Origin of the sequence: Streptomyces venezuelae (assembly GCF_008642315.1) — a bacterium.
Taxonomy (GTDB): Bacteria; Actinomycetota; Actinomycetes; order Streptomycetales; family Streptomycetaceae; genus Streptomyces; species Streptomyces venezuelae_D.
The window spans coordinates 3,638,392-3,657,846 of the sequence record NZ_CP029192.1 but is presented as its reverse complement, the minus strand read 5'-3'; the positions used below and the strand labels follow the sequence as shown (position 1 = coordinate 3,657,846).

At 71.1% G+C, this 19,455-nt stretch carries 13 protein-coding genes and 1 riboswitch; of the genes, 8 read left to right on the top strand and 5 right to left on the bottom strand.

Annotated elements, in window-relative coordinates; all coding sequences use genetic code 11:
• Window positions 1–336: 336 nt before the first annotated feature.
• A complete protein-coding gene (locus DEJ48_RS15410) occupies window positions 337–690 on the top strand; it encodes a hypothetical protein (RefSeq protein WP_150185796.1) in 354 nt (117 codons plus the stop codon).
• Between the two features lie 79 nt (window positions 691–769).
• On the opposite strand, the gene DEJ48_RS15405 is transcribed toward DEJ48_RS15410, so the two are convergent.
• Window positions 770–1,981, bottom strand: coding sequence for a C40 family peptidase (locus tag DEJ48_RS15405; RefSeq protein WP_150216668.1), 1,212 nt, complete (start codon window positions 1,979–1,981; stop codon window positions 770–772).
• A 6-nt stretch (window positions 1,982–1,987) separates the two neighbouring features.
• Window positions 1,988–2,144, bottom strand: a riboswitch (cyclic di-AMP (ydaO/yuaA leader).
• Between the two features lie 242 nt (window positions 2,145–2,386).
• Here DEJ48_RS15405 and DEJ48_RS15400 point away from each other — a divergent pair.
• Entirely contained in the window at window positions 2,387–4,948 is a 2,562-nt protein-coding gene (locus DEJ48_RS15400) for an ATP-dependent DNA helicase (RefSeq protein ID WP_150216667.1), read from the top strand.
• Between the two features lie 26 nt (window positions 4,949–4,974).
• On the opposite strand, the gene DEJ48_RS15395 is transcribed toward DEJ48_RS15400, so the two are convergent.
• Window positions 4,975–6,420 carry a M23 family metallopeptidase gene (locus DEJ48_RS15395; protein ID WP_150216666.1) on the bottom strand — a complete coding sequence of 482 codons (1,446 nt, stop codon included), beginning with the start codon at window positions 6,418–6,420 and terminating at the stop codon, window positions 4,975–4,977.
• Window positions 6,421–6,602: 182 nt separating this feature from the next.
• Entirely contained in the window at window positions 6,603–7,400 is a 798-nt protein-coding gene (locus DEJ48_RS15390) for an esterase/lipase family protein (RefSeq protein WP_223832481.1), read from the bottom strand.
• A 571-nt stretch (window positions 7,401–7,971) separates the two neighbouring features.
• Between DEJ48_RS15390 and DEJ48_RS15385 the strand changes: the two genes are divergently transcribed.
• Window positions 7,972–8,385 (top strand): cobalamin B12-binding domain-containing protein, encoded by a 414-nt coding sequence (locus tag DEJ48_RS15385; RefSeq protein WP_055569378.1) that lies wholly within the window; start codon window positions 7,972–7,974, stop codon window positions 8,383–8,385.
• Window positions 8,386–8,491: 106 nt separating this feature from the next.
• On the opposite strand, the gene DEJ48_RS15380 is transcribed toward DEJ48_RS15385, so the two are convergent.
• The gene (locus tag DEJ48_RS15380; RefSeq protein WP_150221202.1) at window positions 8,492–10,063 is read right to left on the bottom strand and encodes a DUF5691 domain-containing protein; all 1,572 of its coding nucleotides are present in this window, start codon (window positions 10,061–10,063) and stop codon (window positions 8,492–8,494) included.
• Between the two features lie 230 nt (window positions 10,064–10,293).
• Window positions 10,294–11,706 carry an SWIM zinc finger domain-containing protein gene (locus tag DEJ48_RS15375; RefSeq protein WP_150216664.1) on the bottom strand — a complete coding sequence of 471 codons (1,413 nt, stop codon included), beginning with the start codon at window positions 11,704–11,706 and terminating at the stop codon, window positions 10,294–10,296.
• A gap of 153 nt (window positions 11,707–11,859) precedes the next feature.
• On the opposite strand from DEJ48_RS15375, the gene DEJ48_RS15370 reads away from it, so the two are divergent.
• The 5 genes from DEJ48_RS15370 (at window position 11,860) to sucD (ending at window position 19,275) form a co-directional block, all read left to right on the top strand.
• On the top strand, window positions 11,860–13,014 hold the full coding sequence (locus DEJ48_RS15370) for an ATP-binding protein (protein WP_150216663.1): 1,155 nt from the start codon (window positions 11,860–11,862) through the stop codon (window positions 13,012–13,014).
• Complete coding sequence (locus DEJ48_RS15365; RefSeq protein WP_150216662.1) at window positions 13,011–15,509, top strand: DUF5682 family protein; 2,499 nt, start codon at window positions 13,011–13,013, stop codon at window positions 15,507–15,509. Before DEJ48_RS15370 ends, DEJ48_RS15365 begins: the two co-directional genes overlap by 4 nt.
• Before the next feature lie 194 nt (window positions 15,510–15,703).
• Window positions 15,704–16,879, top strand: a complete 1,176-nt coding sequence (locus DEJ48_RS15360) for a VWA domain-containing protein (protein ID WP_150216661.1) — start codon at window positions 15,704–15,706, stop codon at window positions 16,877–16,879.
• A 311-nt stretch (window positions 16,880–17,190) separates the two neighbouring features.
• Window positions 17,191–18,369 (top strand): ADP-forming succinate--CoA ligase subunit beta, encoded by a 1,179-nt coding sequence (gene sucC / locus DEJ48_RS15355; protein ID WP_150216660.1) that lies wholly within the window; start codon window positions 17,191–17,193, stop codon window positions 18,367–18,369.
• A 21-nt stretch (window positions 18,370–18,390) separates the two neighbouring features.
• Window positions 18,391–19,275 carry a succinate--CoA ligase subunit alpha gene (sucD, locus tag DEJ48_RS15350; protein ID WP_150216659.1) on the top strand — a complete coding sequence of 295 codons (885 nt, stop codon included), beginning with the start codon at window positions 18,391–18,393 and terminating at the stop codon, window positions 19,273–19,275.
• Window positions 19,276–19,455: the final 180 nt, after the last annotated feature.

Genomic DNA, 19,455 nt, shown 5'->3' with positions numbered 1-19,455 from the left:
TCCTTACGTGTCCGGCGACGGCCCGCACAGGGGGAGCGAGCCGCCGCCGGGTTTCTCGGCGGTGGTGGCCGACGGCCGTCCCGGGTCGGACGGCGGTGGGGAGCCGGTCACCTGGTGGAGGACGCTAAACCTGGCCGTCACGGGTTGGTGATGGATTGTGCGCAAATGACGGAAGAGGGCGGAACAGCGGCGGACCGTGACCGAGTGCCTCATGGGGTGGCGGCCGTTTCGTGCGCGGGTGTGACCGATGGCGCGTTTCCTACGTGCCTGGAGGCGGGGTGGTGCTATGGGGGCGCCCGACGGGTGGGGTGGGGGCCCCGGCTAGGCTCCGGACTCATGGACGTACTCATCCATCTCTTCGTCGGCCTGCACATCATCGGCATCGCCTCGCTCCTGGGCGGTTTCCTGACCCAGATGAAGCAGATGGGCCAGGGCACAGCCCGCTTCAGCCCTGCGATGCTGCACGGCGCGCTGACCATGCTCGTCACCGGCGTGGCCCTGGTGGGCCTCAACCAGGCGGACGATCACACCGTCAACAACGTCAAGATCGGCATCAAGCTGGCCGTGCTGATCGTGATCCTCGCGCTGGTCTACGTAAAGCGTGACGAGGAGAAGGTCGACAAGGGCATGTTCGGTGCGGTCGGCCTGCTGACCACGGCGAACATCTTCATCGCGGTGCTGTGGACCTGAGTTTTCCTGCCTCTACGCGCGCGTGGCCCGCATCCGGGAAGGATGCGGGCCACGCGCGCGTAAGAGGGGCGCCGTCTCGTCAGGCGGGGCGGACCACGCTGTGGATCGGCATGTAGTAGATCGACTCGACGCGGACGTTCGCACCCGGCTTCGGGGCGTGGATCATCTTGCCGTTGCCGATGTAGATCCCGACGTGGCTGATGTCGTCGTAGAAGAACACCAGGTCACCCGGTTTCGCGTCGGCGGTCTTCACCGTCGTGCCGACCTTCACCTGGTCCCACGTGGTGCGCGGCAGGGAGATCCCGGCGGCCTTCCACGCGTCCTGCGTCAGCCCGGAGCAGTCGTAGGAGTCGGGGCCGGTGGCGCCCCAGACGTACGGCTTGCCGATCTGGGCCTCCGCGAAGTCGATGACCTTCGCGGCCTTGGTGGCATAGCTGCCGTCGGAGCTCCCGGAGCCCGAACCGGAACCGGAACCCGAGCCCGAACCGGAACCCGAGCCTGTGTCGGAGCCCGAACCGGAGTCCTGGCCCCCCTCGCGCTCCTTCTCCCGCTGGGCCGCCTCCTCCTTGCGCTTGCGCTCCGCCTCGGCGGCCTGCTCCCGGGCCAGCTTCTCGGCCTTGCGCTTGGCCTCCTGCTTCTTCTTCCGCTCGATCTCCGCTAGCCGCGCCTTCTCTTCGGCGGTCAGCTTCGAAAGGAGCTCGCGGGCGTCCCCCAGCTTCTTCTGGACGGTCTTCTTGCTCGTCCTGAGCTCGTCCCGCGAGTCGGTCAGCGTCTCCAGGCTCTTCGCCGCCTTCGTGCGCTGCTTCGTCGCCGACGCCTGCTCCACTTCGTAGGCGTCGACCGCCTTCTTCTGGCGCGTGGTCAGGCGGTCCGCCAGGTGGTTCTGGTCGAAGTAGCCCTGCGGGTCGTTGGCGAGCATCATCGTGGCCGTCTCGGAGACGGCGCCCGTGCGGTACTGCGCCGCGGCGAACGAGCCGAGCTCCTGGCGTGCGTCGTTCAGCTTGTCCGTGCGCTTGGCCACGTCGTCCAGCAGCCGGTCCACCTTCTTGCGCTGCTTCTCGGTGCGCTCCTTGGCGGAGTTGTACTTCTGGGTGGCGACACCCGCCTGCTGGTAGAGCTCGTCGACCTTCTTCTGCACCTCTTCTAGGCTGGGTTTGGCCGGCGCCGAGGGCGCGGCCTGCGCGCTCTGCGACAGGAGGGCGACGGAGGTGAGGGCTGCCGTCGTGATGCCGATGGCGGGGGCCGTACGAATGCCGGCTGTCCGGTTCCGCGGCTTGCGGTGCGACGCCAAGGAGGCGACTCCTTCCGTAGACCGCCTACCGGGTTAGCTGTCGGGTTCGGGCGGATGGTTCGGAAGGCTGCCCTACAGTCCCGTACGAAGTACGGGACCGACTCACCCCAAGTTTTCGGTGGGTCCCCGGCTCCGAACACGTCGGACTCGGCGGAGGCCGCCCGTTCCCGGCGGGGTTCGCCGGTGGGGGACGAGTGGCCCGCCGGGCACGCTAGCCAACTCGTGTGGTGCCTGTGAAGGTTGATGTTCGATATGCCCGATACATTTTCGTTACTTTGCGCGGGCGTACGCGGCGCGCGAGCGGACATGGCGGAGTGTGATCGTCCATGGGCGAGGCGTGACGCGGGTCGGTCTGTCCGGAACCCGCAGCGGGTTGTCAGTGGGGCCGCCTAGACTCGGGAGGCGATGAGCAGCCTCTTTGATGACAGCTTCCTGGCGGACCTGCAGCCTTCCCGGGCCACGGACGAAGCGCCCCCGCCGCCGCCCGAGGACAGCGCTCCGGAGCCCATTCCGGACGATCTGTTCGACGGGAAGTTCGACGCGCCCATGTCCCGGGACACGCACTACCGCGACGGCGCCCCGCGCCCGGTCATCAACCCGGCGACGCTCCTCGACGGGCTGAACGAGAACCAGCGCGCGGCCGTCGTGCACGCGGGCTCCCCGCTGCTCATCGTCGCCGGCGCCGGATCCGGCAAGACCCGCGTGCTGACCCACCGCATCGCGCACCTGCTCGCCGAGCGCGGCGTGCACCCCGGCCAGATCCTCGCGATCACCTTCACGAACAAGGCCGCGGGCGAGATGAAGGAGCGCGTCGAGCAGCTCGTCGGCCCCCGGGCGAACGCGATGTGGGTGTCGACCTTCCACAGCGCCTGCGTCCGCATCCTCCGCAGGGAGTACAAGAAGCTGGGCTTCACGTCCTCCTTCTCGATCTACGACGCCGCCGACTCCAAGCGGCTCATGGCCCTGGTCTGCCGCGACCTGGACCTCGACCCGAAGAAGTTCCCGCCGAAGTCGTTCAGCGCCAAGATCTCGAACCTGAAGAACGAGCTGATCGACGAAGAGGACTTCGCGGGTCAGGCCGCCGACGGCTTCGAGAAGACCCTCGCCCAGGCCTACGCCATGTACCAGTCGCGCCTCCGCGAGGCGAACGCGCTGGACTTCGACGACCTGATCATGACGACGGTCCACCTGCTGCGCGCCTTCCCGGACGTCGCCGAGCACTACAGGCGCCGCTTCCGGCACGTCATGGTCGACGAGTACCAGGACACGAACCACGCGCAGTACGCGCTGGTGCGCGAGCTGGTCGGCCCCTCGGGAGGCGAGGGCGACGACCCCGCGGAGCTGTGCGTGGTGGGTGACGCGGACCAGTCCATCTACGCCTTCCGCGGCGCCACGATCCGCAACATCCTCCAGTTCGAGGAGGACTACACGGACGCGACGACGATCCTCCTGGAGCAGAACTACCGCTCCACCCAGACGATCCTCACCGCCGCCAACGCGGTCATCGAGCGGAACGAGAGCCGCCGCCCCAAGAACCTGTGGACCAACCAGGGCGAGGGCGCACGCATCACCGGGTACGTCGCCGACACCGAGCACGACGAGGCGCAGTTCGTCGCCGACGAGATCGACCGCCTCACCGACGCGGGCGACGCGAAGGCCGGCGACGTGGCGATCTTCTACCGGACGAACGCCCAGTCCCGTGTCTTCGAAGAGATCTTCATCCGCGTCGGCCTGCCCTACAAGGTGGTCGGCGGCGTCCGCTTCTACGAGCGCAAGGAGGTCCGCGATGTGCTGGCCTACCTGCGCGTTCTCGCCAACCCCGAGGACGCGGTGCCGCTGCGCCGCATCCTCAACGTGCCGAAGAGGGGCATCGGCGACCGCGCCGAGGCCATGGTCGACGCGCTCGCGCAGCGCGAGAAGATCTCCTTCCCGCAGGCGCTGCGCCGCGTCGACGAGGCGTACGGAATGGCGGCCCGCTCCACCAACGCCGTCAAGCGTTTCAACACGCTGATGGAGGAGTTGCGGACCGTCGTCGAGTCGGGCGCCGGCCCGGCCGTCGTCCTGGAGGCCGTGCTCGAACGGACCGGCTACCTGGCCGAGCTGCAGGCCTCGACCGACCCGCAGGACGAGACCCGCATCGAGAACCTCCAGGAGCTCGCCGCCGTGGCGCTGGAGTTCGAGCAGGACAACAACCGGGCAGCGGACACCGGCCAGACCGCGGACACCGGCCAGACCGCGGACGACGCGGAGGGCGGGGCCGATGCGGGCGAGGGTGAAGGCGAGGGCGAGGCCGGCGGAGCCGCCGCCCCGGCCGGCACGCTCTCCGACTTCCTTGAGCGCGTCGCCCTGGTCGCCGACTCCGACCAGATCCCCGACGAGGAGGACGACGGCTCCGGAGTCATCACGCTCATGACCCTGCACACCGCCAAGGGCCTCGAATTCCCCGTGGTGTTCCTGACCGGCATGGAGGACGGCGTGTTCCCGCACATGCGCTCCCTCGGGCAGGTCAAGGAGCTGGAGGAGGAGCGTCGCCTCGCGTACGTGGGCATCACCCGCGCGCGTGAACGGCTCTACCTCACCCGGTCGTCCATGCGCAGTGCCTGGGGCACGCCGTCGTACAACCCGCCGTCCCGCTTCCTCGAGGAGATCCCGGACACGCACCTGGACTGGAAGCGGACCGGCTCCGTCGGTGCGCCTGCCACGTCCGGACCCACCGCGGGAATCGCCTCGTCGCTTTCCTCGTCGCGCTCGCGTACCGGCGGTGCGCAGGGCTTCGCGACGCGGCGCGCATCGGAGAAGCCGGTCGTGTCGCTGGCCGTCGGCGACCGCGTCACGCACGACCAGTTCGGTCTCGGGACCGTGGTCGGTGTGAAGGGGACGGGCGCGAACGCCGAGGCGACGGTGGACTTCGGCGAGCCCAAGCCGAAGCGCCTCCTGCTGCGGTACGCGCCGGTGGAGAAGCTCTAAGGCGGGCGTCGGCGGCCGGAGTTACGTTACGTCGGGTCGAGGCCGTGGCTGCGGAGCCACGGCAGCGGGTCGATCGCCGAGCCGCCGGCGGGCCGCACCTCGAAGTGCAGGTGCGGACCAGTGGAGTTGCCGGAGTTCCCGGAGAAGGCGATGGTCTCGCCCGCCTTCACGGGGCCGCTGGAGATCTTGTGCGTGGAGAGGTGGCAGTACCACGTCTCGGTGCCGTCCTTGGCGGTGACGATCGCCATGTTGCCGTAGGCGCTGTTCCACTTGGTCGACACGGTGCCGTCGGTCGCGGCGAGGACCTCGGTGCCGTACGACACCGGGAAGTCGATTCCGGAGTGCGCGGACATCCAGTTGACGCCCGCCTGGCCGAACTGCGCGCTGAGCCCGTGCTGCTTCACCGGCAGGGCGAACTTGGGGCGCAGCCGCTCCTTGCGCGCGGCTTCTGCCGCCGCCTTCTTCTCGGCGGCCACCTTCTCCGCCTTGAGGTCGATGCGCTCCTGCGTGCGGCTGGCGCGGTCGGCGAAGTCGCCCGCGTCCGCGGAGAGGTTCGCCAGCTGCGTGTCCAGCTTGTTGTTGGCGGCGGAGGGCTGCACGGACGTGGCGTCCGGGGCCGCTGCCGTCGTCGTCGAGTCCTTCGTGTCGTCCCCGCCGAAGTTCCCCACGGACGCGGCCGCCACTCCGGCGACCCCCATCACGCAGGCGGAGGGCACGGCGACGGTGAAGAGCGCGGAGCGCTTGGCGGGGGTACGGCGACGGGTCCTGGACCGGCCGCCCGCCGCGGGCCCGCCGTTCCTCCCGCGGGAGGAACGGGGCGCGGCGCCGAGGGAGTCGGCCTCGGCGTCCGTGGTCCCGTACGCGGCGTCGCCATCGGTCTCGTACGCCTGCGCCGCGTCGTGCGGGACGGGCGCGCCGGGCAAGTCGGGTGCGTCGTGCGTCTGGTGTGACTCGTCGGTGTCACCGGCCGAGTTCCAGGCCGTCGCGTCGTACGCACCGGTGTCGAAGGTCTGCGTGTCCCACTGGCCGCTCTGCGGGTCGTCCTGCGGGGCCTGGTGCCAGGCGGCGGTGTCCCACTGGCCCGTCGACTCCGGCCCGTGCTGGGCGGGGATGCCGGTGACCTGCTGGTATCCGCCGGTCGACCACATCGAGGCGGTGTCGTAGCTGCCGTCGTACGTGGCGGCGTAGTACTGCTCCGCGTACGCGTCGTAAGTGGCCGTCTGCTGGGGGCCCGTTGTGGTCGCCCACTGGCCTGTGTCGTGCTGGCCGGTGTCGTGCCCGTTGCCCGGCATGTCGCCGAAGAGGGGGTCGGTCGCGAACGTTCCGGTGTCGAAGCTGCCGGTGGAATAGGTGTCGTGGCCGTAGCCGTTGTGCTGGGCACTCTGTTCGTCGTACGTCGCGTAGTGCGCGTAGTCGGCGCCGGGTGCCGAGGACGGGGGCATCGAGCTCCCCGACGGGTGACGGTCGTTCACCAACTTCTCTTTCGCCTCGGCAGCAGGGGCAGAGCAGTGCGGCGACTGTACCCGGCGGTATACGGGCGCGACAATCTTCCCCAGGTTTCGTGCTCGCAGGAAACGGGCATTCGGCCGCCTTTCGGCGGTCTGCGAACAGGACCTTGGCTTTGCGTTCGAGATCCGTTCGAACATGGGGACGGTCAGGCGACCGTCAGTCCGCCCGGTGCGCTCTTGGCATCGGTCCCCGGGTTCGCGAGGTCGAGGGCCTGCCGGATTCCGTTCGCGACTGCGGGGTGCACCGGCAGCGCGAGGTGACCGATGCCGGTGACCCGGACGTTCTGCGCGGTCAGGTCGGGGTGGTCGACGCAGGCCGTCTCCAGCGGATCCATGATCTGGTCCAGATCGCTCCAGAAACTCACGAACTGCGTGCGGCAGCCGGGCGCCGGTTCCTTGAGTTCCTCGATCACGTCGGAGCCCGGACGCATCTGCCGGACGATCGGGTGCGCGTTCGCGAGCGGCACCACGCGGGTGCCCGCGTGCGGCGTGCCGAGCGTGACCAGGGTGCGGATGCGGGTGTCGCCGCCGAGCCGCTGTGCGTAGTAGCGGGCGATCAGCCCGCCGAGACTGTGACCGACCACGTCGACCCGGGCGTGTCCCGTGCGCTCGCAGAGCTCCTCGATGTGACGGCCGAGCAGTTCGGCGGCGCCCCTGATGTCACACGTCAGCGGGGAGTAGTTGAGGGACTCGACGCGGCGGCCGCCGTGCTGGGACAGGGCGCGGCGGAGCAGCACGAACACGGAGCGGTTGTCGATGAAGCCGTGCAGCAGGAGAACCGGAGGCCTGCCGTCCGAGGGGAGGCGGGGTGCGCCCGGGGGTGGCTGGACGGGGGTCTGCCTGCGCTCCTGGGCCATGCCGGAGGGGTAGAGGAGGAGGTGGCCCGCGAGGATCGTCAACTCCAGGGCCGTCGCCTTCAGGAGGGCCATGGAGAGGCCGGCCATCTTGGACGGGAGCGCGGGGAGCGGAAAGAGGGCCGTCAGGGCGGGGAGGGGTGGGCGTGAGGGGAGTGACCGGTGTGGGGAGAGGCCGAGGACTCTCGGCAGCAGTGAGCCGAGCGGGCGAAAGGGGCGGGCCCCGGTGAGCGGCATCGTCGACCTCCCGATTGGCGCACGGAAGGACGCCTCTGTCCCCCGTGTGCCCTAGGGGGAGTCGTGGCCGAGGAGACGGCAGGTGCGAATGGCGATCCCGGCCACCCCTCTGTGGCGGCCCCGTGCCCCCGTTGCATCGCCGATGTGCGGTGTCACCACGCCGTGCGGCTGCCGGCGCGGTGGCCCGACGTCTCGTTGCGGCTCCCCTCGCGCCTGATCCGGATGCGGAGCGTGAACCCCTGAGCAACGGACGGCGCGCAGCGAACGTGTCCCACGTGTGATTTCCCCCTCGCTCTCCACCGTGAAACTGCCGCTTGCGCGATGCTGGGGATAACGTTCGTTCACTTCCCCGGCCGGTGCGGTGCGGGGTATCTGTGCCGGGACAGACTGTTGTCGGTACGGACGTCGGTACATGGAGGCAGTGATGGGTGTGGCAGCCGGGCCGATCCGCGTGGTCGTCGCGAAGCCGGGGCTCGACGGGCACGATCGCGGGGCCAAGGTGATCGCGCGGGCGTTGCGTGACGCCGGTATGGAGGTCATCTACACCGGGCTGCACCAGACGCCCGAGCAGGTCGTGGACACCGCGATCCAGGAGGACGCCGATGCGATCGGCCTCTCCATCCTGTCGGGGGCGCACAACACACTGTTCGCGCGCGTGCTGGAGCTTCTGAAGGAGCGGGACGCGGAGGACATCAAGGTGTTCGGCGGCGGCATCATCCCCGAGGCGGACATCGCGCCGCTCAAGGAGAAGGGCGTCGCGGAGATCTTCACGCCCGGGGCCACCACCACGTCGATCGTGGAGTGGGTCCGGGGAAACGTGCGGCAGGCCGCCGTCTGACCTCCTCCGGTCGCAGAGTCGTGCCCCGCAGGTACGTCGCCCGTACCTGCGGGACCCGCGTTCTCGTGTCATGCCTCGTGTCCCGCCCTCGTGTTCCGTTCTCGCGTCACGGCGGCGGGAGTTCGTCCCGGATCGCCGCGCGCAGGCGCAGCGTGGTCACGAGGCGCTGGAACGCCTCCGACCAGTAGCCGCCCGCACCGGGAGAGGCGTTCTCCGCCTCGTCGGGTATCGCGGTGAGCGCCTCCAGGCGGACCGCCTCCGACGGGTCGAGGCAGCGCTCCGCGAGGCCCATCACGCCGCTGAAGCTCCAGGGGTAACTTCCCGCGTCGCGGGCGATGTTCAGGGAGTCCACCACCGCGCGGCCCAACGGCTCCGCCCAGGGGACCGCGCAGACGCCGAGCAGTTGGAACGCCTCCGACAGGCCGTGCGCCGCGATGAAGCCGGCCACCCAGTCCGCCCGTTCGGCGGCGGGCAGCGAGGCGAGGAGCTTGGCCCGCTCCGCGAGCGACACGGCGCCGGGGCCCGCCGCGTCGGGCGACGCCGGGGTGCCGAGCAGGGCACGTGACCAGGCGACGTCCCGCTGGCGCACCGCCGCCCGGCACCATGCGGCGTGCAGCTCGCTCCGCCAGTCGTCGGCCACCGGGAGCGCCACGATCTCGGCCGGTGTGCGGTTGCCGAGCCGCGGCTGCCAGGTGGCGAGCGGGGCCGCTTCCACCAGCTGACCCAGCCACCAGGAGCGCTCGCCGCGGCCGGTGGGGGGCTTCGGAGTGACGCCGTCCCGTTCCATGCCCGCGTCGCACTCGTGCGGCGCCTCCACGGTGAGGGTCGGTGCGTCGGAGGTGTGGTCGACGGCCACGCAGGAGGCCGCGCGGCTCGACATCCTGCCTGCCAGGGCCGAGTCGGGGAGCGCGGAAAGCAGCTCCGCCGCGGTGGCACGGACATTGCGGCTGCGGTCGGTGAGGGCCCGCTCCAGGAACGGCTCGTCCGCGGCGGACAGTCCCGTGCGCAGGGAGTCGAGGAACATCAGGCGGTCCTCCGCCCGCTCCGTCGACCACGTGGACACGAGCAGGTCCAGGGTCGCTCCGGCGTGATGCGCGCGCAGTGTGGTGAGGAGGGCGACGCGCTCGGCGAAGAGCCCTTCCTCCCAGAGCCGTCGCACCTTCGGCGCGTCGTCGGCGGAGGGCAGGGTCACGCCGCCGCCGGGAGTGGCCCGGAGTGCGAACTTCCAGTCCGGGTTCAGGCGGGCCAGCCAGAGGGCTCTGGGACCCGCGAAGGTGAGGGCCTGAGGGCGCAGATCCGTGCGGCCCCGCGCCGCGTTCAGGAGCGCGGGCAGCAACTCCGGCGGTGCGCCGTAACCCCGCGCGTTGGCCAGGGCCAGCCACTGGGGCAGGAGCTCCACCAGGTCGGGGGCCGCGCCCCTGCGTCCGCCGCCGGTGCCGGGCTGGTCGGTGAGCAGCGTGGCGAGTCGTCGCCGGGCCGCCGGGGGTACCGGGGGCCTGGGGTCGTCCGCCGCGGGCTCGGGCAGCGCGGCGGCCGGGGCCGGGCGCAGACCCGCCCGTCGGCGCAGCGTTTGCAGTGCCGCCGCGTCCAGGAGGGCGATCGGCGCCTCCTTGCCGGGGGCGTGCGCAGCGGCCGGCAACGGGCGGCGTTCGGTGCCCAGCAGGGCCGTTGTGACCAGGTCGTCCCAGGAAGGGCCGGTGGAAGCGGCCGGGCTGGTGGAACCGGCTGGGTTGGTGGGGCTGGTGGGGCTGGTGGAACCAGCTGGGTTGGTGGGGCTTGTGGAACTGTCCGGGCTGCTGGGGCCGAGCGAACTGCTGGGACCGGCCGAACTGCTGGAGCTGGCCGAGCTGCTGGGGCCGGCCGAACTGTTGGGGCCGTCCGGACCGCCGGCGCTGGTGGGCGCGTTCTTCAGCACAGCGACACCGTCTCTCCTGAGTCCTTCGGCCAGGCCGCCAGTGGGGTGAAGCCTCGGTGGCCGCACTCGCCGAACACCGTCAGAGGTGCGCCTCCGGAGAGGGCGATCAGACGCCACAGGCCCGGCCGGGATGTGGCGGAGGGTGCGAGGGGCAGGGCCGAGTCGGTCGCCGGATCGACCAGCTGCCAAGAGCCCGTGTCCCGGGTTTCCCGTGCGTCGCGCGTGCCCCGTGCATCCCTCGCGTCCCGCGGGTCTTGCGCACGGGTCGGTATCACCTCCGCGAGCGTCACCGGCCACGACTCCAGCCAGGGGTCGTCCCCAAGCGCCTCGCCGTAGCGGGCCGCGGCCTCTTCAGGACGTACGCCCGGTGGCCGTTGTGCGGTGGGCGCCGGTGCCGTGAACTGCTCGCCCAGCTCCACGCGCAGTTGCCCCGTACCCGTGTACCCGGTCACCTCGGCATCCAGCGCGAGGCCGACGGGCAGCGCGAGCGCGGGCGCCCGGCCCGCCGCCCTGTACGAAAGGAGGAGCGCGGTGCGTCCGGACTCCGTGCCGTACAGCCATATGCGGCGCGTGGTGAGCCGGCTGTCCGCCGTGTCGTACTGGGCGAGGACCACCCAGCGGTCACGCACCGGCGGTCCCTCCGCCTGTGCGGGCAGGCCGACTCGGGAGCGGACCGTGGCCGCGAGGCCGTCCGGCAGCCGGTCGCGGTGGAGCCAGCCCTGGTCGAGGAGGTGGAGCAGCGCGCACTCCTCCAGGAACCGTACGGGCCAACCGGGCCCGGAGGACGGTATGGCCCCCAACTCACGCACGCGCGCGGCCAGTCCGGGCGCCTGGGCGTCGACCATGCGGGCCGCCGTCTCCTCCCACAAGCCGTACCCCATCTGCTCCGCCGATGCCGTGCCACCGCGGAGCAGGTCGGACAGGCGCTGCTCCAGCTCCGTCGCGCCCGCGGTGATGCGCTCGGCCCGTTTCTCCGCTCTTTTGCGCGCGGCCTCCGGGTCGGCCGATGCGGCGGGCGCGGCAGCCGAACCCTGCTTGGCGTCCGCTCTCTTGCGGCGCGCCGCGAGCCACTCCTCGGCCCAGGCCGGCGGCTCGCCGCCGTCCGGCACGGTGCCGTCCGTCCCCGCCCACACCAGCAGCAGCCCCAACGCGTGCTTGCACGGGAATTTACGGCTCGGGCAACTGCATTTGTACGCCGGGCCCGCGACGTCCGCGATGTCGACGATCGTCTGATACGGCTTGCTGCCACTGCCCTTGCACAGTCCCCACACCGCCCCCTCGCCAGTACTTCCGGCCTCCGACCACGGCCCCGCGGCGCCGAGTTTGCTGCCCGCCTTGCGTGACGGGGCATCAGGAGCCAGTGCCAGCACCTGATCCGCCGTCCAGCGCACCCCCTGCTGAGTCATGTCTCGAAGGTAGGTGCCGCCACTGACAATCGGTTCGAGCCCGGGTGTTCACGCAGGTCAGAGCTGTTCGGAGGGCGATTGTCAGTGGCGTGGTGCACGGTGGAGACATCTCCGGGCCAGATGCGTCCGGACGAGCTGGAGGGGGATCGCTCCATGACCGTTTCCGTCGACTCGACGACGTCCGCGACCGCGAATCCGACGGCGCCCGCGCCCGGTTCCGCAGACGGTGCGGAAGCGCTCAGGCCGCATGCCGAGGATGCCTTCGCCGCCGAACTCGCCGCGCTCGCCGCGCAGGACGACCGGCCGCGGCCGCGGCGGTGGAAGCTGTCGCCGTGGGCCGTCGCCACCTACCTGCTCGGTGGTACCCTGCCCGACGGCACGGTGATCACGCCGAAGTACGTGGGGCCGCGCCGCATCGTCGAGGTCGCCGTCACGACGCTCGCCACCGACCGCGCCCTGCTGCTGCTCGGCGTGCCCGGCACCGCCAAGACCTGGGTGTCCGAGCATCTGGCGGCCGCCGTCAGCGGCGACTCGACGCTGCTCGTGCAGGGCACGGCGGGCACGCCGGAGGAAGCGATCCGGTACGGCTGGAACTACGCCCAGTTGCTCGCCCACGGCCCCAGCCGCGACGCGCTCGTGCCCAGCCCCGTCATGCGGGCGATGGCGGAGGGCATGACGGCGCGCGTCGAGGAGCTGACCCGCATCCCCGCCGATGTGCAGGACACGCTGATCACGATCCTGTCGGAGAAGACCCTGCCGATCCCGGAGCTGGGGCAGGAGGTGCAGGCCGTGCGCGGCTTCAACCTCATCGCGACGGCCAACGACCGCGATCGCGGAGTCAACGACCTGTCGAGCGCCCTGCGCCGTCGCTTCAACACCGTCGTCCTGCCGCTGCCGGAGAGCGCCGAGGCCGAGGTCGACATCGTCTCGCGCCGCGTCGACCAGATCGGCCGCTCCCTCGACCTGCCCGCGGGTCCCGAGGGCATCGACGAGATACGCCGTGTCGTCACCGTCTTCCGTGAACTGCGCGACGGCGTCACGGCAGACGGGCGTACGAAGCTGAAGTCGCCCAGCGGCACCTTGTCCACGGCCGAGGCGATCTCCGTCGTGACCAACGGCCTCGCGCTGGCGGCCCACTTCGGGGACGGCGTGCTGCGCTCCGGTGACGTGGCGGCCGGCATCCTCGGCGCCGTCGTCCGGGACCCGGCGGCGGACCGCGTCATCTGGCAGGAGTATCTGGAGACGGTCGTGCGCGAGCGCGACGGCTGGAAGGACTTCTACCGCGCGTGCCGCGAGGTGAGCGCATGACGGGGGCGCGCGTAAGGGAACCGCTGCTGCTCGGGGTGCGGCACCACGGTCCCGGATCGGCGCGTGCCGTGCGGGCCGCGCTCGACGCGGGGCGGCCGGACGTCGTCCTCGTGGAGGGACCGCCGGAGGCCGACGCCGTGGTGGAGCTCGCCGCCGACGAGGGGATGCGGCCGCCGGTCGCACTGCTCGCGCACGTGGTGGACGAGCCGGGCCGCTCGGCGTTCTGGCCGCTCGCCGGCTTCTCCCCGGAGTGGGTCGCCATCCGTTGGGCCCTCCGGCACGGGGTGCCGGTGCGGTTCATCGACCTCCCGGCAGCGCACTCGCTCGCCCTCCGCGCCGAGGACGACAGGGAGGGCGAGGGCGAGGGCGGTGACGGGGAGCGCGGTGGCGACGGGGGCGGCAAGGGGAGTGTGCGGGTCGATCCTCTCGGCGTGCTCGCCGAGACAGCCGGGTACGACGACCCCGAGCGCTGGTGGGAGGACGTCGTCGAGCACCGGGGGACGGCCGATGACGCGTTCGCGCCGTTCGAGGCGGTGGGCGAGGCGATGGGAGCGCTGCGCGAGGCCTACGGGGACGGGGGACACGTCCGCGACCTGGTGCGCGAGGCGCACATGCGGATCCAGGTGAGGGCCGCGCAGAAGGAGTTCGCGCCCGAGCGGGTGGCCGTGGTCTGCGGAGCCTGGCACGTACCCGCGCTGCGGCAGAGGACCACCGTGGCCGCCGACCGAGCCCTCCTCAAGGGGCTGCCCAAGGTCAAGGCCGAGATGACGTGGGTGCCGTGGACCCACCGCAGGCTCTCGCGCGCCAGCGGGTACGGGGCGGGGATCACCTCCCCCGGCTGGTACGTCCACCTCTTCGGAGCGGCCGACCGGCCCGTGGAGCGCTGGATGACGAAGGTCGCCCGGCTCCTGCGCGACGAGGACAGGCCCGTCTCGTCCGCGCACGTCATCGAGGCGGTGCGGCTCGCCGACACACTGGCCGCGATGCGGGGGCGGCCGCTCGCCGGGCTCACCGAGACGGCGGACGCGGTGCGGGCGGTGATGTGCGAGGGCTCCGACGTACCGCTGGCGCTGGTGCACGACAAGCTCGTCGTCGGGGACGTGCTGGGCGAGGTGCCCGATGCGGCGCCCGCGGTTCCGCTGCAGCGCGACCTCACCAGGCTGCAGCGCAGGCTGCGGCTGAAACCGGAGGCGCTGGAGCGGCAGTTGGAGCTCGACCTCCGCAAAGAGACGGACGCCGCGCGCAGCAGGCTGCTGCACCGGCTGCGGCTCCTGGGCGTCGCCTGGGGCGAGCCGACGGCGTCCCGGGGGAGCACGGGCACGTTCCGGGAGACCTGGCGGCTGCGGTGGGAGCCGGAGCTCGCCGTGCGGGTCGCCGAGGCGGGGGTATGGGGGACGACGGTCCTGGGCACGGCCACGGGCAAGGCGTCCTCCGACGCGGTGGACGCGGGGGCGCTCGCGGACGTCACCGCGCTCGCCGAGCGGTGCCTGCTGGCCGACCTGCCGGATGCCTTGCCGGTGGTGATGCGCGTCCTCGTGGACCGGGCGGCGCTGGACACGGACGTCGGGCACCTCGCGCAGGCGCTTCCCGCGCTGGTGCGGTCGCTCCGGTACGGGGACGTACGGGGGACCGGCACGGAAGCCCTCGGTGAAGTCGCTCTCGGGCTCGCCGAGCGGGTCTTCGTCGGGCTGCCGCCCGCGTGCACGGGGCTGGACGCGGACGCGGCTCTGGAGATGCGGCGGCATGTCGATGCGGTGCATCAGGCGGTGGGGCTGCTGGGGGAGTTCGGACCGAGCTCCGGTACGGGCACGGGTGCTGGTGCTGGTACGGGGTTCGGTGCGAGGGCTTCGGAGGGGGTCCGCGCCCGGTGGTATTCCGTACTGAGGGCGCTCGCCGAGCGAGAGTCCGTCGCCGGGGTCGTGCGGGGGCGGTGTGTGCGGCTGCTGCTGGACGGCGGGGAACTGGGGGACGAGGAGGTAGCCCGCCTCATGGGGCTCGCACTGTCCCGGGGGAGCGCGCCGGCCGAAGGGGCCGCCTGGATCGAGGGGTTCGTCGGGGGCGGCTCCAGCGGCGGAATGCTCCTCGTGCACGACGAGCGGCTCCTGGGGCTGGTCGACGACTGGCTGTGCGGGGTGTCGGAGGGCGCCTTCACCGACGTACTGCCGTTGCTGCGGCGCACGTTCTCGGCGTATGAGCCGGGGGTGCGGCGGACGTTGGGGGAGTTGGTACGGCGGGGGCCGACGGGTCGGCCGGGCGGTGCCGGCGACGGCATCGGGGGTGCGGGCGGGCAGGTCGAGGGGCTGCCCGGTTTCGGCACGGCGATCGACCCCACGCGCGCGGACGCCGTCGCGCCGATCGTCCGCTTGCTTCTGGGGCTGCCGACGGAGGCTGGCGCCGGGGCAGATGCAGGAGTGGAAGCGGAAGCGGAAGTGGAAACAGAAGCAGAAGCAGAAGCAGATGTCGTTGGCAACGGCTGCGTGGGGGTGGCGGGATGAACGAGGTGACCGAAGTGACTGGAGTGACTGAGGTGACTGCGGTTTCTGACGGAGCTGGCGTGACCGGGGGCGGGGTCGAAGGTGGAGTCGCGGTCGGAGTCGGAGTTGGGGCCGAAGCCGGGGCCGGGGGTGGGGGCGCAGACGGGTTCGGGGGCGGGACTGCCGCCGGGACCGGGCGCCGGGGCGGGAGCGGGATGGATGAGGGGAGCGGTGGGTCTGGAGAGCGGGTTCGGCGGTGGCGGCTCGTTCTGGGGGGTGAGGGGGGCGACGGGACCGGGTGTGCGCTTGGGGGGCGGGACGCGGCGATGGATGCCGCTCTTGGGGCGCTGTACGGGGGCGCGGGGGACAAGGACGACCGGGGGCGGCGGGAGCGTTCGGCGGGGCTGGGAGGCTCCGCGCCGTCCGTGGCGCGCTGGCTCGGGGACATCCGGACGTACTTCCCCTCGTCGGTCGTGCAGGTGATGCAGCGGGACGCCATCGACCGCCTGGGGCTCTCCACGCTCCTCCTGGAGCCGGAGATGCTGGAGGCCGTCGACGCCGACGTGCACCTCGTGGGCACGCTGCTCTCCCTGAACAAGGCCATGCCGGAGACGACCAAGGAGACCGCGCGGGCCGTCGTGCGCAAGGTCGTCGAGGACCTGGAGAAGCGACTGGCGACGCGGACCCGTTCCACGCTCACCGGCGCGCTGGACCGCAGCGCCCGCGTCAGCAGGCCGCGCCACCACGACATCGACTGGAACCGCACGATTGCGGCCAACCTCAAGAACTATCTGCCGGAGCACCGGACGATCGTCCCCGAGCGGCTCATCGGGTACGGGCGGGCGTCCCGGTCGGTGAAGAAGGAGGTCGTCCTCTGCATCGACCAGTCCGGATCGATGGCCGCGTCGGTCGTCTACGCCTCGGTGTTCGGCGCCGTGCTCGGGTCCATGCGGTCGCTCGACACCCGGCTCGTCGTCTTCGACACGAACGTCGTCGACCTGACCGATCAGCTCGACGACCCGGTGGACGTGCTTTTCGGCACTCAGCTGGGCGGCGGCACCGACATCAACCGCGCCCTCGCCTACTGCCAGTCGCAGATCAGCCGGCCCGCCGACACGGTCGTGGTCCTCATCAGTGACCTCTACGAGGGAGGCATCCGCGACGAGATGCTGAAGCGGGTCGCGGCGATGAAGGCGTCCGGAGTGCAGTTCGTGACGCTGCTCGCGCTCTCCGACGAGGGGACACCCGCGTACGACCGCGAGCACGCGGCGGCGCTCGCCGCCCTGGGCGCGCCGGCCTTCGCCTGTACGCCCGACCTCTTCCCGGAGGTGATGGCCGCGGCGATCGAGAAGCGCCCCCTTCCGATACCCGACCCCGACACGGTCCTCTGATCGCGGGAGCAACCGGAGCAAACAAGGGGTGTCCGACGACACAGAGGCCGCCCGGTCACCACGGCGGCAGCGGATTTTGCCGCGGTGACCACGTGATCTGTGACCGTCATCACCGCCCAAATGTGATCTGTGATTTAGGGACCTACGTCCCGCGGCGATAACCTGCGAGACGGACATGCCGCGTACCGGACTCCGTCCTACGCCTCCCTTGTGACAGCGCAGTCACGTTGCCCTCCGCGGCACGCCCACGCAGACAGCTGACACCAAAGCAGCGAGATCGCAGCGAGATCACGGAAAAGGGACGGACGCGCGTGGACCTGTTCGAGTACCAGGCGAGGGACCTCTTCGCCAAGCACGGTGTACCGGTGCTGGCCGGTGAAGTCATCGACACGCCTGAGGCGGCGCGCGAGGCCACCGAACGCCTTGGCGGCAAGTCGGTCGTCAAGGCACAGGTGAAGGTCGGTGGCCGCGGCAAGGCCGGCGGCGTGAAGCTGGCGGCGAACCCGGACGAGGCCGTCGCTCGCGCGACGGACATCCTCGGCATGGACATCAAGGGCCACACGGTCCACAAGGTGATGATCGCCGAGCTGTCCCCGGAGATCGAGGCGGAGTACTACGTCTCGTACCTCCTCGACCGCACCAACCGCACCTTCCTGGCCATGGCCTCGGTGCAGGGCGGCATGGACATCGAGGAGGTCGCCGAGAAGACCCCCGAGGCGCTCGCCAAGGTTCCGGTCGACTCCAACGAGGGCGTCACCATCGAGAAGGCCCGGGAGATCGTCGCCCAGGCGAAGTTCCCCGCCGAGGTGGCCGAGGGCGTCGCCGAGGCCATGGTGACCCTGTGGGAGACCTTCGTCGCCGAGGACGCGCTCCTCGTCGAGGTCAACCCGCTGGTGAAGACCAAGGACGGCCGCATCCTGGCCCTGGACGGCAAGGTCTCGCTCGACGAGAACGCCGACTTCCGCCAGGCCGACCACGAGGCTCTTGAGGACAAGGACGCAGCCAACCCGCTCGAGGCTGCTGCCAAGGCCAAGGGCCTCAACTACGTCAAGCTCGAGGGCGAGGTCGGCATCATCGGCAACGGTGCCGGTCTGGTCATGTCGACCCTGGACGTCGTCGCGTACGCCGGTGAGAACCACGGCGGCGTGAAGCCCGCCAACTTCCTCGACATCGGTGGCGGCGCCTCCGCCGAGGTCATGGCGAACGGCCTGGAGATCATCCTCGGCGACTCGGACGTCAAGTCCGTCTTCGTCAACGTCTTCGGTGGCATCACCGCGTGCGACGAGGTCGCCAACGGCATCGTGCAGGCCCTGGAGCTGCTCGCCTCGAAGGGTGAGAAGGTCGAGAAGCCGCTGGTCGTGCGCCTCGACGGCAACAACGCGGAGCTGGGTCGCAAGATCCTGAGCGACGCCAACCACCCGCTCGTGCAGCGTGTGGACACCATGGACGGCGCGGCCGACAAGGCCGCCGAGCTCGCGGCCGCGAAGTAAGGGACGAGGGACAGAACAGCCATGGCTATCTTCCTCAACAAGGACAGCAAGGTCATCGTCCAGGGCATGACCGGTGCCACGGGCATGAAGCACACCAAGCTCATGCTCGGTGACGGCACGAACATCGTCGGCGGCGTGAACCCGCGCAAGGCCGGCCAGTCCGTCGACTTCGACGGCACCGAGGTCCCGGTCTTCGGCTCCGTCAAGGAGGCCATGGAGAAGACGGGCGCCAACGTCTCCGTCCTCTTCGTGCCGCCGGCCTTCTCCAAGGCCGCCGTCGTCGAGGCGATCGACGCGGAGATCCCCCTCGCGGTCGTCATCACCGAGGGCATCGCCGTCCACGACTCCGCCGCCTTCTGGGCGTACGCGAAGTCGAAGGGCAACAAGACCCGCATCATCGGCCCGAACTGCCCCGGTCTCATCACCCCGGGCCAGTCGAACGCCGGCATCATCCCGGGCGACATCACGAAGCCGGGCCGCATCGGCCTGGTCTCGAAGTCCGGCACGCTGACGTACCAGATGATGTACGAGCTCCGTGACATCGGCTTCTCCTCGGCCGTCGGCATCGGTGGCGACCCGGTCATCGGTACGACGCACATCGACGCCCTCGAGGCGTTCGAGGCCGACCCCGACACCGACCTGATCGTCATGATCGGTGAGATCGGCGGCGACGCGGAGGAGCGCGCGGCGGACTTCATCAAGGCGAACGTGACGAAGCCGGTCGTCGGCTACGTCGCGGGCTTCACGGCGCCCGAGGGCAAGACGATGGGCCACGCGGGCGCCATCGTCTCCGGCTCCTCCGGCACCGCCGCCGCGAAGAAGGAGGCCCTTGAGGCCGCCGGCGTGAAGGTCGGCAAGACGCCGACCGAGACGGCGAAGCTGGCTCGCGAGATCCTGGCGGGATGACGTCCGTCGGTTGAGCAGTGTTGAAAAGTGGGCCCGCACCGGGTGGTGCGGGCCCACTTTCTTTCTCCGGCAGGCTCGGCCGGCTGGTCAGCTGCGGGTGCGTGGGGGCTTGTCGCGCAGTTCCTCGCGCCCCTTGACTGGGCCTGTGTCGCGTGGCCCTTGTGCGGGTGGGTGGGGGTT

What these genes read in the sequence shown, in the direction of transcription:
- sucD (WP_150216659.1), top strand. Translation starts at nt 18,391, where the DNA reads ATGGCTATCTTCCTCAACAAGGACAGCAAGGTCATCGTCCAGGGCATG.
- DEJ48_RS15370 (WP_150216663.1), top strand. Translation starts at nt 11,860, where the DNA reads ATGACCGTTTCCGTCGACTCGACGACGTCCGCGACCGCGAATCCGACG.
- DEJ48_RS15385 (WP_055569378.1), top strand. Translation starts at nt 7,972, where the DNA reads ATGGGTGTGGCAGCCGGGCCGATCCGCGTGGTCGTCGCGAAGCCGGGG.
- DEJ48_RS15365 (WP_150216662.1), top strand. Translation starts at nt 13,011, where the DNA reads ATGACGGGGGCGCGCGTAAGGGAACCGCTGCTGCTCGGGGTGCGGCAC.
- DEJ48_RS15410 (WP_150185796.1), top strand. Translation starts at nt 337, where the DNA reads ATGGACGTACTCATCCATCTCTTCGTCGGCCTGCACATCATCGGCATC.
- DEJ48_RS15400 (WP_150216667.1), top strand. Translation starts at nt 2,387, where the DNA reads ATGAGCAGCCTCTTTGATGACAGCTTCCTGGCGGACCTGCAGCCTTCC.
- DEJ48_RS15390 (WP_223832481.1), bottom strand. Translation starts at nt 7,400, where the DNA reads ATGGCCGGCCTCTCCATGGCCCTCCTGAAGGCGACGGCCCTGGAGTTG.
- DEJ48_RS15360 (WP_150216661.1), top strand. Translation starts at nt 15,704, where the DNA reads ATGGATGAGGGGAGCGGTGGGTCTGGAGAGCGGGTTCGGCGGTGGCGG.
- DEJ48_RS15375 (WP_150216664.1), bottom strand. Translation starts at nt 11,706, where the DNA reads ATGACTCAGCAGGGGGTGCGCTGGACGGCGGATCAGGTGCTGGCACTG.